Source organism: Streptomyces sp. NBC_01166, from assembly GCF_045039765.1.
GTDB lineage: Bacteria > Actinomycetota > Actinomycetes > Streptomycetales > Streptomycetaceae > Streptomyces.
On the sequence record NZ_CP108613.1, the window covers coordinates 5,779,171 to 5,793,368 of the forward strand.

General features: G+C 71.0%; 7 protein-coding genes. 2 read left to right on the forward strand and 5 right to left on the reverse strand.

The window, feature by feature from the left end; genetic code table 11:
• Positions 1–15 precede the first annotated feature (15 nt).
• The 3 genes from OG379_RS26770 to OG379_RS26780 form a co-directional block, all read right to left on the reverse strand.
• On the reverse strand, positions 16–1,458 hold the full coding sequence (locus OG379_RS26770; RefSeq protein WP_405665562.1) for a maltokinase N-terminal cap-like domain-containing protein: 1,443 nt from the start codon (positions 1,456–1,458) through the stop codon (positions 16–18).
• 261 nt (positions 1,459–1,719) lie between these two features.
• Complete coding sequence (treS, locus tag OG379_RS26775) at positions 1,720–3,426, reverse strand: maltose alpha-D-glucosyltransferase (protein ID WP_393761009.1); 1,707 nt, start codon at positions 3,424–3,426, stop codon at positions 1,720–1,722.
• Positions 3,423–5,519 carry an alpha-1,4-glucan--maltose-1-phosphate maltosyltransferase gene (locus tag OG379_RS26780; protein ID WP_405665563.1) on the reverse strand — a complete coding sequence of 699 codons (2,097 nt, stop codon included), beginning with the start codon at positions 5,517–5,519 and terminating at the stop codon, positions 3,423–3,425. Before OG379_RS26780 ends, treS begins: the two co-directional genes overlap by 4 nt.
• Before the next feature lie 707 nt (positions 5,520–6,226).
• Here OG379_RS26780 and glgP point away from each other — a divergent pair.
• Positions 6,227–8,914, forward strand: coding sequence for an alpha-glucan family phosphorylase (glgP, locus tag OG379_RS26785; RefSeq protein WP_405665565.1), 2,688 nt, complete (start codon positions 6,227–6,229; stop codon positions 8,912–8,914).
• A gap of 175 nt (positions 8,915–9,089) precedes the next feature.
• Positions 9,090–10,916, forward strand: coding sequence for a SpoIIE family protein phosphatase (locus OG379_RS26790; RefSeq protein WP_405665566.1), 1,827 nt, complete (start codon positions 9,090–9,092; stop codon positions 10,914–10,916).
• A 96-nt stretch (positions 10,917–11,012) separates the two neighbouring features.
• Here the strand turns inward: OG379_RS26790 and OG379_RS26795 are convergent, their stop codons facing one another.
• Both OG379_RS26795 and OG379_RS26800 read right to left on the reverse strand, forming a co-directional pair.
• Complete coding sequence (locus OG379_RS26795; protein ID WP_405665568.1) at positions 11,013–13,052, reverse strand: M4 family metallopeptidase; 2,040 nt, start codon at positions 13,050–13,052, stop codon at positions 11,013–11,015.
• Positions 13,053–13,465: 413 nt separating this feature from the next.
• Positions 13,466–13,597 carry a hypothetical protein gene (locus OG379_RS26800; protein WP_405665569.1) on the reverse strand — a complete coding sequence of 44 codons (132 nt, stop codon included), beginning with the start codon at positions 13,595–13,597 and terminating at the stop codon, positions 13,466–13,468.
• Positions 13,598–14,198: the final 601 nt, after the last annotated feature.

Here is a 14,198-nt window from a genome sequence, read left to right on the forward strand (position 1 = left end):
TGGTGGGAGCGGAGGTCACGCGGTCGTGCCGGCCAGGCGCTGGATGGCGGCCATCGGCACCGGCAGCCAGTCGGGACGGTGGCGGGCCTCGTACAGCACCTCGTACACCGCCTTGTCGGTCTCGTGGGCGCGCAGCAGCTCCGGCTCGGCGCGTGGATCGGAACCCGCCGCGCCGGCGTAGCCCTCGCAGTACGCGGCACGGCAGCGGGCCGCCCATTCGGGGTTCCACGGATGGTGCGAGCGCGCCGCGTAGTCGAAGGACCTGAGCATCCCCGCGACGTCACGCACCGTCGGCTGCGGGGCGCGCCGTTCGGGCAGCGGTCTGGCCGGCTCGCCCTCGAAGTCGATCAGTGACCAGAAGCCGTCCTCCGCGCGCATGGTCTGGCCGAGATGCAGATCCCCGTGGACCCGCTGCGCCGCCCAGCCGCACCCCGTGTCGCCGAGCGCCGCGACCGCGTCGAAGGCGGTGCGCAGCCCAGGGACGTACGGGACGAGGGCCGGGACCGCCTGGGCGGCGGCCTCCAGCCGCTCCACCATCCCGGCCACCAGGTCCCTGGTCCGGTCGTGGGCCAGGGGTGGCGTCGGAAGTGCGGCGGCGAGCGCGATGTGCACCTCGGCGGTGGCCTGGCCGAGCGCCCGCGCCTCCGGTACGAAGTCCCGGCCGGCGGCCAGCGCCGCGAGCGCCAGCTGCCAGCCGTCCTGAGCGCCGCGCAGGAACGGCTGCAGCACCCCGAGCGTGAGCGGCTCAGGGCCCGTCGTCGCCTCGAACCAGGCCACCGGGGCCGGTACCCGGCCGCAGCCCTCGCGGCCGAGCGCGAGCGGAAGTTCGAGATCGGGGTTGATGCCGGGGAAGACCCTGCGGAAGATCTTCAGGATGAAGGCGTCCCCGAAGACGAGCGAGGAGTTGGACTGCTCGGCGTCCAGGACGCGCGGGGCCAGGCCCAGCGGGATCGGTTCCGCCCGGTCGAAGCGGAGAGGGCCGAGGGAACCGGGGTTACGGAATCGTTCCAGCAGCAGGTCGGCGACGCGCGGGTCGTGCAGTCCCTCGTACAGGGTGCGGCCGGCCAGCGGCCCGTCCGTGACCTGCCCGATGCGGGCTCCGGCCAGGCGCGGGGGCAGCGTGGTGCGCACGCCGAGCAGCAGCTGGTAGCAGTCCCCCTGGGCAGGCGCGGGGCGGCCGTCCGGCTGGTGCACCCGGACGAGCAGGTGCAGCAGCCCGGGGCCCGCGCCCGCGGCGTCCAGAGGCAGTATCTCGGTGGCCGCGACGAGGGAGAAACCGGTGACGGCCCGCCCCTTGCCCGCGAACCACCGCTGCCGGGGCACCCACTCGTGGAGCAGCGGGGCGAGCGACGGCAGCAGGGCGGTTGTGCCCGTGGTGCTCGTCGAATGTCTTCTTGTCGTCTTTCTCGATGTTGTGCTCTTCGCCAGGGCGACTCGAGTGGATGCAGCCTCCGACATGGCATCGCGTCCTTTCCCCGGGCACACCACAGGATGCGAAGAGTGTCCCGGATTGCGGCAATGGCTGTCCGGCTGTGCGGGACGTGTCGGGTGAGGAAAAGTCCGTATGGACTCGATCAATGCTCGATCAATGGGCCACAAGTGCCCGGAAGAGCCAGGAAGTGCTCGATATCGGTGAGAGTGCCCCGTGCGGGGCGGCGGAAACCGCCCCGCGGGTGACGCCCCGGATATGAGGCGCCGTCAGCACCCCTCCCTCTGGGGTCAGCCGACCGGAGCGTCCTTCCGCAGCCGGAACCAGTAGAAGCCGTGTCCCGCGAGAGTCAGCAGGTAGGGCCACTGACCCACGGCGGGGAAGCGCACCCCGCCGATCAGCTCCACCGGATGACGCCCGTCGAAGGCCCGCAGATCGAGCTCGGTCGGCTGCGCGAACCGCGAGAAGTTGTGGACGCACAGCACGAGATCGTCCTTGTATTCGCGGGTGAACGCGATCACCGCGGGGTTCGACGACGGCAGTTCGCTGTACGAACCGAGACCGAAGGCGGGGTTCTGCTTGCGGATCTCGATCATCCGCCGTGTCCAGTGCAGCAGCGACGACGGCGAGGCCATCGACGCCTCGACGTTGGTGACCTGGTAGCCGTAGACCGGGTCCATGATCGTGGGGAGGTAGAGCCGCCCCGGGTCGCTGGAGGAGAAACCGGCGTTGCGGTCGGGCGTCCACTGCATCGGGGTGCGCACGGCGTCACGGTCGCCCAGCCAGATGTTGTCGCCCATCCCGATCTCGTCCCCGTAGTAGAGGATCGGGGAGCCGGGCAGGGACAGCAGCAGCGCCGTGAACAGCTCGATCTGGTTCCGGTCGTTGTCCAGGAGCGGCGCGAGACGCCGGCGGATGCCGATGTTGGCCCGCATCCGCGGATCCTTGGCGTACTCCGCGTACATGTAGTCGCGCTCTTCGTCCGTGACCATCTCGAGCGTGAGCTCGTCGTGGTTGCGCAGGAAGATGCCCCACTGGCAGCCCGACGGGATCGCCGGGGTCTTCGCCAGGATTTCCGAGACCGGGTAGCGGCTCTCACGCCGCACGGCCATGAAGATGCGGGGCATCACCGGGAAGTGGAACGCCATGTGGCACTCGTCGCCGCCGGCCGTGTAGTCGCCGAAGTAGTCGACGACGTCCTCCGGCCACTGGTTGGCCTCGGCCAGCAGGACGGTGTCCGGGTAGTTGGCGTCGATCTCCTTGCGGACCCGCTTGAGGAAGCCGTGGGTCTCCGGGAGGTTCTCGCAGTTCGTCCCCTCGCGCTGGTAGAGGTAGGGGACGGCGTCGACGCGGAAGCCGTCGATACCGAGGTCCAGCCAGAAGCGCAGGGCCGAGATGATCTCCTCCTGCACCGCCGGGTTCTCGTAGTTGAGATCGGGCTGGTGCGAGAAGAACCGGTGCCAGTAGTACTGCTTGCGGACCGGGTCGAAGGTCCAGTTGGACGTCTCCGTGTCGACGAAGATGATCCGCGCGTCCGGGAACTGCTTGTCGTCGTCGGCCCAGACGTAGTAGTCGCCGTACGGCCCGTCCGGGTCGGTGCGGGACTGCTGGAACCAGTCGTGCTGGTCGCTCGTGTGGTTCATGACGAAGTCGATGATCACGCGCATGCCGCGCTGGTGCGCGGCGTCGACGAACTCCACGAAGTCGGCGAGGTCGCCGAATTCGGGCAGCACGGCCGTGTAGTCGGATACGTCGTAACCACCGTCGCGCAGAGGTGACTTGAAGAACGGCGGCAGCCACAAGCAGTCGACGCCCAGCCACTGCAGATAGTCCAGCTTGGCGGTGAGGCCTCTGAGGTCACCGACGCCGTCCCCGTTCGAGTCCTGGAAGGACCGCACGAGTACCTCGTAGAAGACGGCGCGCTTGAACCAGTCGGGATCGCGGTCCTTGGCGGGAGTGTCCTCGAACAGGTCGTGGACAGGCTCATTGACGATCATGGTGTGGGTGACCCTCCGGTCGGCGGGGACGGTCGCAGGACCACGATGTGCGCGGGTGTGACACCCGGCTCCAGACGCACATAGAAGGCCCTGCCCCAGTGATAGGTGTCGCCGGTGAGCTCGTCGCGCACCGGCACGCTCTCGTGCCAGTCGAGGCCGAGACGCGGCATGTCCAACGAGACCGTGGCCTCCTGGGTGTGGTGAGGGTCGAGGTTGACGACCACCAGAACGATGTCCGAACCCGAGCGCTTGCTGTACGCGATCAGCGCCTCGTTGTCGACCGAGTGGAAGTGGACGTCGCGCAGTTGCTGGAGCGCCGGATGGCGACGCCGGATCCTGTTGAGGGAGGTGATCAGGGGAGCGAGCGAGCGGCCCTCACGTTCCGCCGACTCCCAGTCCCTGGGCCTGAGTTGGTACTTCTCGGAGTCCTGGTACTCCTCGCTCCCGGGACGCACCGGGGTGTTCTCGTACAGCTCGAAGCCCGCGTACACGCCCCAGGAGGGGGACAGCGTCGCGGCCAGCACGGCCCGGGCACCGAAGGCGGGACGGCCGCCGTCCTGCAGGTAACCGGGAAGAATGTCGGGCGTGTTCACGAAGAAGTTGGGCCGCATGTACGAGGAACTCTCGCCCGAAAGCTCCGTGACGTACTCGGTGAGTTCCTGCTTCGTGTTACGCCAGGTGAAGTACGTGTAGGACTGCTGGAAGCCGACCGAGGCCAGCGTGCGCATCATCGCGGGGCGGGTGAAGGCCTCGGCCAGGAAGATCACGTCCGGGTCGGTGCGGTTGATGTCGGCGATCACCTTCTCCCAGAAGACCACCGGCTTGGTGTGCGGATTGTCGACGCGGAAGATCCGTACGCCGTGCTCCATCCAGTACCGCAGGATGCGCACGGTCTCCGCGACGATCCCGGGCAGGTCCTTGTCGAACGCGATCGGATAGATGTCCTGGTACTTCTTGGGCGGGTTCTCGGCATAGGCGATCGTCCCGTCGGCGCGGTGGTGGAACCACTCCGGATGCTCCGTCACCCAGGGGTGGTCCGGGGAGCACTGGAGGGCGAAGTCCAGCGCGATCTCCATCCGCAGCGTGCGGGCCGTCGCGACGAAGTGGTCGAAGTCCTCGATCGTGCCGAGATCCGGATGGACGGCGTCGTGCCCGCCTTCGGCCGAACCGATCGCCCACGGCACCCCCGGGTCGTCGGCCCCGGGGGAGAGACTGTTGTTGGGGCCCTTGCGATGGGTGGTGCCGATGGGGTGGATCGGCGGGAGATAGACCACGTCGAACCCCATCGCGGCGACGGCCGGAAGTCGCTCGGCGGCGGTCCGGAACGTGCCGCTGAGCATCCGGGGAACCGGCGGCGGGAGCTGCTCGGTGACAGCCGCCGGGGCCTTCTTACGGGTGGCGGCCGTCTTCGCGGTCTTAGTGGCCCGTGGCTTCCGGGCCGGCTTCGGGGGCTCCACCGGCTCCGGCCGGGCGCCCTCGGAGCGCGGGAACATCTCGTACCAGGAGCCGTACAGGGCGCGCCGGCGCTCGACGGTCAGCGGCAGCGGCCGGGACGCGGTGACCAGTTCGCGCAGGGGGTGGCGGCCGAGCGCCTCGTCCACCTCGGCGGTCAGCGCTGCGGCGAGCCGGGAGGCCGCGGGGCGCTTCGTGTCGCGCAGCGCGTCGACGGCGGCCAGCACCGCCTCGCGGCCGTCCTTCTTGGGCACCCCCTCGGCGGCGCGGGCGTACAGCTCGGCCCCCTCCTCCAGGACCAGCGCGGTGTCGATGCCCGCCGGGATCTTGATCCGCGCGTGCGAGCGCCAGGTGGTGACCGGGTCGCTCCACGCCTCGACGGTGTACGTCCAGTGGCCCTCCGACCCCGGGGTGACGTCGGCACCCCACCGGTCCGTGCCCGGGGCCAGCTCGCGCATCGGCGTCCAGGGGCCGGGCCGTCCGCTCGGGTCGCACAGGACGACATTGGCGGCCACGGCGTCGTGGCCCTCGCGGAACACGGTGGCGCTGACCTCGAAGGTCTCACCCTCGACGGCTTTGGCGGGCCGTCTGCCGCAGTCGACGAGCGGACGGACGTCCAGGACGGGAATGCGACCGATCATGGAATCACCTGGGGGTCGGAGCTCGGCATGCACGGCGCGCGACGTGGGCGTGAAGGGTTGACCGCGCGCGCCGCGATGGTGGGGTTGCGTCCTTTGTAGCTGCTCGGTTGTGGGCTGGCGGGCTGTGGGCATGGCCGCTCCTGTCCGCGTTCACTCGAATGGCACTCGAATGGCAGGCGCGCGGGGGATTCGTGCTCCGACCGGGGCACCTGGGATGTGCAGCGCGGGGATTACCGAGGGAGCCTTCCCACCGTTTTCGGGTGGCCAACCCGGCGGTGTGTTAACTCCTGGGTGCAACCGGAGCACGCGCTGTGGGCCGCGCGCCGGTCCCCCGGCCGACGAGCGGGCACCCCCGAAGCCTTCCCTGAGGTGTGGGGTGCCACAAGTCCGCGTGAGGTGAGGAAATCAGCCATATCGCCCGTGACAGACGGGTACGTAACTGGCGCATCTGGCCCATGGGGCTAGAGGGGTCCGAGAGACCGGCGGGGCCCCGGTGACAGGAGGCATCCAGGAGTCGGCTGAGGGAGGGCGCGCGCGGTGCAGCGCGGGGGACGGGAGCGGGTGGGCCGCCCCGCGCCGTACCCACTGAGCCGGTCGCGCGCCGTGGTTGCGTACGGCGGCACACCGCTACCGTCGAGGGTGACGGAGAGGGCGCCCACCGTCGTGCGTCCCCTCGGATCCGTACGTCCCCTGTAAAGGTGGGATACGTGAAGGCCATTCGTCGATTCACCGTGCGTCCCGTCCTCCCCGAACCCCTGCGACCGCTCAGCGACCTCGCCCGCAATCTGCGCTGGTCCTGGCACACCGAGACCCAACAGCTCTTCCAGGCGGCCGACCCGGAGGGCTGGCGGCCCGCGGACGCCGACCCCGTGCGTCTGCTCGGCGCCGTCTCCGCCGCACGCCTCGCCGAGCTGGCCGGGGACCAGCACTTCATGCGCCGGCTCACCGAGGTGTCCGAGGGCCTCCGGGACTACCTCGGCGGCCCGAGGTGGTATCAGAACCAGCTCTCCCAGGGCGCGGAGCTCCCCGCGGCCATCGCCTACTTCTCACCCGAATTCGGTGTCACCGCCGCTCTGCCCCAGTACTCGGGCGGGCTCGGCATCCTGGCCGGCGACCACCTCAAGGCCGCCAGCGACCTCGGCGTACCGCTCATCGGGGTTGGCCTGCTCTACCGGCACGGCTACTTCCGCCAGAGCCTGTCCCGGGACGGCTGGCAGCAGGAGCACTACCCCGTCCTGGACCCCAACGAGCTGCCGCTCACCCTCCTGCGGGAGGCCGACGGCACCCCCAGCAGGGTGGTCCTCGCCCTGCCCGGCGGACGGTCCCTGTACGCCTCGGTCTGGCAGGCCCAGGTCGGGCGCGTCCCACTGCTGCTCCTCGACTCCGACGTCGAGGAGAACGCACCGGGCGAGCGGGACGTCACCGACCGGCTCTACGGCGGCGGCAGCGACCACCGGCTGCTGCAGGAGATGCTGCTCGGCATCGGCGGGGTGCGCGCCGTGCGCACCTACTGCCGGCTGACCGGGCACGCGGCCCCCGAGGTGTTCCACACCAACGAGGGGCACGCCGGATTCCTCGGCCTGGAGCGGATCCGGGAACTCTCCGAGACCGGTCTGGACTTCGACGCCGCCCTGGAGGTCGTACGGGCCGGCACGGTCTTCACCACGCACACCCCGGTACCCGCCGGGATAGACCGCTTCGAACGGAACCTCGTGGCCCGTCACTTCGGTGACGACGGGGAGCTGCCCGGGGTCGGCGTGGAGAAGATCCTGCGCCTCGGGATGGAGACCTACCCCGGAGGTGAGCCCGACCTCTTCAACATGGCGGTGATGGGGCTGCGGCTCGCCCAGCGCGCCAACGGGGTCTCCACCCTGCACGGAGCCGTCAGCCGGGAGATGTTCTCCGGGCTGTGGCCGGGATTCGACCCCTCCGAGGTGCCGATCACCTCGGTGACCAACGGGGTGCACGCCCCGACCTGGGTCGCGCCCGAGGTTCTCAGGCTCGGCGCCGGCACATTCGGCTCCGAGCGCGCGGAGAACGCCCTCGCCGGAGCCGAGGTCGGCGTCGGGGCCGGCGCCGACGGCCGTACGCCGGGAGCGGGGGTCACTCCCAGACGCTGGGACGCCGTGACCGCGGTCCCCGACCGCGAGATCTGGGACCTCCGCAGAGGGCTGCGCGAGCAGCTCGTCACCGAGGTGCGCAAGCGTCTCTACGCCTCCTGGCGCCGTCGCGGCGCCGGCACCGCCGAACTGGGCTGGATCGACGGTGTGCTCGACCCGGACGTGCTGACCATCGGCTTCGCCCGCCGGGTGCCCTCGTACAAGCGGCTGACGCTGATGCTGCACGACCGCGACCGCCTCCGTGAGCTGCTGCTCCACCCGACGCGTCCGATCCAGATCGTCGTCGCCGGCAAGGCCCACCCGGCCGACGACGGCGGCAAGCGGCTCGTCCAGGAGCTGGTGCGGTTCTCGGACGACCCGAGGGTGCGCCACCGCATCGTCTTCCTGCCGGACTACGGCATGGGGATGGCCCAGAAGCTCTACCCGGGCTGCGACGTGTGGCTCAACAACCCGCTGCGCCCCCTGGAGGCCTGCGGAACCAGCGGCATGAAGGCGGCGCTCAACGGCTGCCTCAACCTCTCCGTGCGCGACGGCTGGTGGGACGAGTGGTTCGAGCCCGACTTCGGCTGGGCGATCCCCACCGCCGACGGCTCCGCCACCGACGAGGAGCGGCGCGACGAGCTGGAGGCCAACGCCCTCTACGCACTGATCGAGGACCGGGTCGCCCCCCGCTTCTACGACCGCGACTCCGACGACCTGCCCCAGCGGTGGATCGAGATGGTCCGCCGCACCCTGGTCACCCTGGGTCCCAAGGTCCTCGCGGGCCGCATGGTGCGTGAGTACGTCGAACGGCTCTACGCCCCCGCCGCGCAGTCGCGCCGGGTGCTGGAGCCGGCGGCCGCCCGCGAACTCGCCGCCTGGAAGGCCAAGGTCCGCGCGGCCTGGCCGCAGGTGGCGGTCGACCATGTGGAGGCCTCCGCCGACACGGTCGTCGGCGGCTCCGCCGAGCTGGGGTCCACCCTGGCGCTCCGGGTCCGGATCGCTCTGGGCGGCCTCGACCCGGAGGACGTGGAGGTGCAGGTGGTCGCGGGCCGGGTCGACTCCGGGGACGCGATCGCGGAGGCCCAGACCTACCCGCTGAAGCCGACGGGCGGTCACGACCTGGAGGACCGCTGGCTGTACGAGGGGCCGCTCGCCCTCGACCGTACGGGCCCCTACGGCTACACCGTGCGCGTCCTGCCCTCGCACCGGCTGCTCGCCTCGGGCGCGGAGCTGGGCCTGGTCGCGGTGCCGAACGCGTCCACGGGCGACGGCGGCGGGGTCCTCCTGCGCTGACTCCCCCCCCGCTCACGGTGGGCCCGGCGTGCTTGCGCGCCGGGCCCACCCGCGTGTCCTGCGGTCCACCTGGTACCGGCAGGGGTGCATTCGGCGTGATCTCGCTAACATGACAGCCCTGCCGGTGTGGCCCTGAGGTCACCGACACGACAGCGAGGCGTCCCACCGGGCGCGAGTGGAGGTCAGCACGGTGAACGGCGGCGGAGGCCGAGCGAGACGCCTGACCCGTCGGCTGGCCGCGCAGAACGGCACCTCACGGCAGTTGCACATCCGCCGGCCGGAACCCGCGGGACCGCCGCGGGGGGACCGCTTCACCAACGCGGCGCGGATGCGCTGGCTCAACGAGGCGAGCACCCGGATCGGCACGACGCTCGACCTGGAGCGAACGGCCCAGGAGCTGGCCCGGTTCAGCGTCCCGCGACTGGCCGACGCCGCCGCCGTCGATCTGCTGGAGTCCGTGCTGCGCGGCGAGGAGGGTGAGCGCGTCACCGGCGCCGCGGTGCCCGTCACCCGTGCCATGGCGGTGCGGGCCATCGACGCGCTGGACGGACTCGAACCCGCCCCGGTGGGCGAGGTGGTCGACCGCCGGGAGCGCCGCGAGACACTGCTGACCACCGAGTGCCTGCGCAACGGCCGGCCCGTGCTGGTCAGCCGGATGACCCCCGAGGACTACGAGCGCGTCGCGCCGACGCCGAGCGCGGCGGAGGCGATGCGCCGTCAGCGCGTCCACAGCTACATGGCCGTGCCGCTGACCGCCCGTGGTGTCCTGCTGGGCTCCGCCGACTTCGTACGCGCCGGTGACAGCCCGCCCTTCAGCCGCGTGGATCTGGACCTGGCGGGTCAGCTGGCCTCCATGGCGGCCGTGTTCATGGACAACGCGCGGCTCTACGGACGCGAGCGCGAGCATGTCGTCTCGCTCCAGCGCTCCCTGCTCCCGCGCGCCACACCGCACACCCCCGGACTGCGGGTGCACGCCCACTACGCGCCGGCCGTCGACGCGCACGGGGTGGGCGGTGACTGGTACGACGTGGTCGCGCTCCCCAGCGGGCGTACGGCGCTGCTCGTCGGCGACGTCACCGGGCACGGCCTGCCCGCCGCCGCCACGATGGGCAGGCTGCGGGCCGTCGCCCGTACGCTCATGATGCTGGACATCGCCCCCGACCGGCTCCTCGCCCGGCTGGACCTGGCCACCCGCGATCTGGAGGACGACCAGGTGGCCACGTGTCTGTGCGCGGTCTACGACCCGGCGGACTCCAGCTACACGATCGCGAGTGCCGGCCATCCGCCGCCGCTGCTCGTCGAAGCGGACGGGACCGCCCGCTATCCCGACGTGCCGGTCGGAGCGCCGCTGGGTGCCGGGGTCATCCCGTACGACCCGTTGAGACTGCGCGGACCGGCCGGCGGCCGGCTCGTGTTCTACACCGACGGGCTGATCAAGACGCGCACCGACGACGTGGACGTACAACTGGAGGGGCTGCGCGCCTCCGTGGCGGCGATGGCGCCCGAGAAGCTCGACGCCGGTGGCCCGCTCACCTCGCCGCGGCAGGACGACGGCCGGTTCGACGAGGCGGTGCTGCTGGTCGCGGGGGGCCACGAGCTCGCCCCCGACGTCCGGTTGCGGGAGTGGGACCTGCCCACGGAGGGCAACCCCGCCTCCACCGCCCGCAAGCTGGTCACCGAGCAGCTCGCCCGGTGGGGCCTGGACGAACTCGCCGATGTGACGGAGCTGGTGGTCAGCGAACTGGTCGGCAACGCCCTGCGCTACGGCGGCGGACCCGGCCGGCTCAGGCTGCTCTGCGACGAGCGGCTCCAGGTGGAGCTGGCCGACACCGGACCCGACCTGCCGCAGATCCAGCACGCCGACCTGAGCGACGAGGGCGGCAGGGGGCTCCAGCTCATCAACCTGCTGTGCCGCAGCTGGGGTTCGTGCCGGACGGCGACCGGAAAGATCGTCTGGGCCGAGCAGAACATTCCCGGCCGGGACGCTAACTCCCCGCACTGACACGCGGAACAGCCCCGGGGAGGGTGCTCCCCGGGGCTGTTCCACTGCTGCCGCGCGTTCCGTGGCGACGCCCTGATCAGCGTCCCCGTACGGTGCTCAGAAGGTGAGCTTGACGCTGTTGAAGGTGCCGGTGTCGCCCGAGTAGACGTCCTGGACCTTGAGGTTCCACGTGCCGTTGGCCGTCTCGGACGAGGCGTTGACCGTGTAGGTCGCCACCACGTTGTCCGCGGAGTCGCTCGACGAGGAGTTCTTCAGGCGGTACGCCGTGCCGTCCGGGGCGACCAGGTCGAGGACGAGGTCACCGCGGTAGGTGTGGCTGATGTTCACCGCCACCGACAGGTCGCTGGGCGCGTTGCCGGTGAGACCGCTGACGACGACGGGGAAGCTGGTGGTGCTCCGGTCGGCGATGGCCTTGACGGTCGTGTTCTGGAAGACCGTGCCGCCCGGGTCGGTGCCGCCGGGACGGGAGCCGACGGCTATGCCGGCCCAGGCGTTGGCGACCGCGGTGTACTCGGCGCTCGTCGTGCCGTACAGCTCACCGGCCACGGCGAGGGTGCCGGTGCGGGCCGCGGCGTAGTTCGTGGTGGAGGTGAACTTCGTGGTGAGCGCCTTGAACCAGATCTGCAGCGCCTTGTCCCGGCCGATGCCGGTCACCGGAAGGCCGTCCGACGTCGGGGAGTTGTAGGAGACCCCGTTGACGGTCTTGGCGCCGCTGCCCTCGGAGAGCAGGTAGAAGAAGTGGTTCGCCGGCCCCGAGGAGTAGTGGACGTCGACCGAGCCGAGGCCCGAGTACCAGGAGTCCTTGGACGCGCCGTCCTTGCTGGGCTTGTCCATGTAACGCAGCGGCGTGCCGTCGCCGTTGATGTCGATCTTCTCGCCGACGAGGTAGTCGCCCGGGTCCGTGGTGGTGTTGGAGTAGAACTCCACGCCGGCCGCGAAGATGTCCGAGGTGGCCTCGTTGAGACCGCCCGACTCACCGCTGTAGTTGAGACCGGCGGTGTTGGAGGTGACGCCGTGCGTCATCTCGTGCGCCGCCACGTCGAGCGAGGTCAGCGGCGCGGCGTTGCCGCTGCCGTCGCCGTACGTCATGCAGAAGCAGCTGTCGGACCAGAAGGCGTTGACGTAGCTGTTGCCGTAGTGGACACGGGAGTACGCCCCGACACCGTCGCCCTTGATGCCGGTGCGGCCCATGACGTTCTTGTAGAAGTCCCAGGTCTCCGCGGCGCCGTAGTGCGCGTCGGCGGCGGCCGTCTCCGTGTTCGACGCGCTGCCGTTGCCCCAGACGTCGTCGGGTCCGGAGAACAGGGTCCCGGTGCCGGAGGTGCCGCGGTTCAGGTTGTACGTCTTGTGGTTGCCGCGCGTGGAGTCGGTCAGGTTGTACGAGCTTCCGGAGCCCGAGGTGCCCAGCGTCACCTGGCCGCTGTACTGCGTGTTGCCCGTGCCGGTCTCGATGGCCTGCCACTCGAAGACCTTGGCGCCCGAGGTGGCGTCCGTGATGACGTGCAGCTCGTTCGGGGTGCCGTCGTGCTGGAGGCCGCCGACCACGGTCTCGTACGCGAGCTGCGGGGTCCCGCTCGCCGCCCAGACGACCTTGCGCGGGGCCTTGCTCGCCTCGGTGCTCTTCGAGCCGTCGGCCCGGGCCGCGGTGAGCGCCTGCTTCTCGGCGGTGGCCGGTGCGACGTCCGCGGTGGTGCCCACCGCCTTCAGCTGCGCGCCGGTCGCCCTGGACGCCTTGGTGACGCCCTCGGTCTTGCCGGACTTCGACTCGGCCACGACCAGGTCGCCGCCGAGGACGGGGAGACCGTCGAGCGTGCGCTCGTAGCGGGTGTGCGTGGTGCCGTCGACGTCCTTGACGACATCGCGGACGACGAGCTTCTCCGTGGCGCCGAGACCGAGTTCGTCGGCGGTGGCCGCCTTGGTGGCGTTGGCCTCGCGGAGCAGTTCGGCGCGCTGGGCGGGGGAGAGCTTCGCGGGGAGCGCGCCGGGGTCGGCGCCCTTCACCGCGGCCGCCGGGGCGGCGCTCGCGGCTTCGGGGGCGGCCGTTGCGGCGCCGCCCTGCATTCCGACGGCGAGGAGGGCGGCTGCGGCTATCAGAGCGCCGGTCGCGGTGGCACGACGGCTGGGCGTGGGTCTCACGCGGACTCCTTCTGCGAGGGGGTGCCGGTCGACTGGGTGAGCCGGCCGGGCAGAGCAGGCGGTGCGTGGAACGGGGGAAGAGTGTCAGCCGGAACAGGTGCGTGTCAGGACCGCGTCAACACATTGGCCGGAAGTCGTCCGTTGCCGGAATGGTCATGTTCGTTAAGCGGACGTTTCGCCGTGTGTCGTCGGTGTGGCGCAGGAGGTTGCTGGGATTGTCATCTGCCGTACACCGCAGGGCAGAGAGGGGTTTCCGTCGGTATCCCCCGTGGCCGGGATGCGCGGGCGGAAGCGGACGGGGACCACGTGCTGAGACGGTGCGAGGTATGGCCGGTTCCGGGCCGGGTGCCGGAGACCGCGTCGTGCGGTGTCGGCTCTCCGGCCGACGCGGTGGCTCGGTCGGCCTGGTCGTCTCACTCCGGAGGGGCGGTCAGGGTGCAGAAATTTCCGTCGCCGGGGTCGCCGATGCAGCTCCAGAGCTTCGGTGCCTCGCGGTACCGCAGCGCCCCGTGGTCCTCCACGACGGCGCCGGTGTCGGACGACACCGCGACGATGGTCAGGTTCCCCCTGCTCCGAGGTCTCCCGGATCCGTCCGGCTTCAGCTCCAGCGTGCCGCCTCGGGTGTCGGTCCATACCGCAGCCGTCCGGGCCGGACTCAGAACGGTCGGTTCCCCGCCTGGGGCCGGTACCAAGCTCACCACTCCGCAAGCGGTCAGGATGAGGGCGGACGCGACCGGACGAGCCGGTCGTCCGGTCGCGTCCAGGAGCGTGAACCAGGAGGTCGGGGCGTGGTCAGCCGGGTGGCTGTCGCCGCGGGCCCCGGCCCGGCGAGGGAGCCGGACCGGGGGAGCGCCGCCGCCGTCGATGCAGGAAACACGGTTCCGTGAGCAGTGGCTCCTGCTGCGATCCGGCTTTCCGCGCCCCGTGAGCACCGCCTTCGACAGCCGATCATGAGCAGAATGCACGAGAGGCTCTCACCGGTCCGTCGCTCTGAGTGCGGCGTGCTGCTGCCGGCCACCGGGGGTGGGTGGCGCTGCTTTCGGATGCGCTCTCCTGTGTGCTGTGCCGTCCTGCAGAAGGCGCGTCGGCCCGAGCGGAGTTGGGGTGGGGGAGGTTCAAGTGTCGCGACGATCGCCGGCTTCTGAA

Bases quoted from the DNA above. Each gene is read 5' to 3' on its own strand.
- OG379_RS26770 (WP_405665562.1), bottom strand. From the start codon at position 1,458: ATGTCGGAGGCTGCATCCACTCGAGTCGCCCTGGCGAAGAGCACAACA.
- treS (WP_393761009.1), bottom strand. From the start codon at position 3,426: ATGATCGTCAATGAGCCTGTCCACGACCTGTTCGAGGACACTCCCGCC.
- OG379_RS26780 (WP_405665563.1), bottom strand. From the start codon at position 5,519: ATGATCGGTCGCATTCCCGTCCTGGACGTCCGTCCGCTCGTCGACTGC.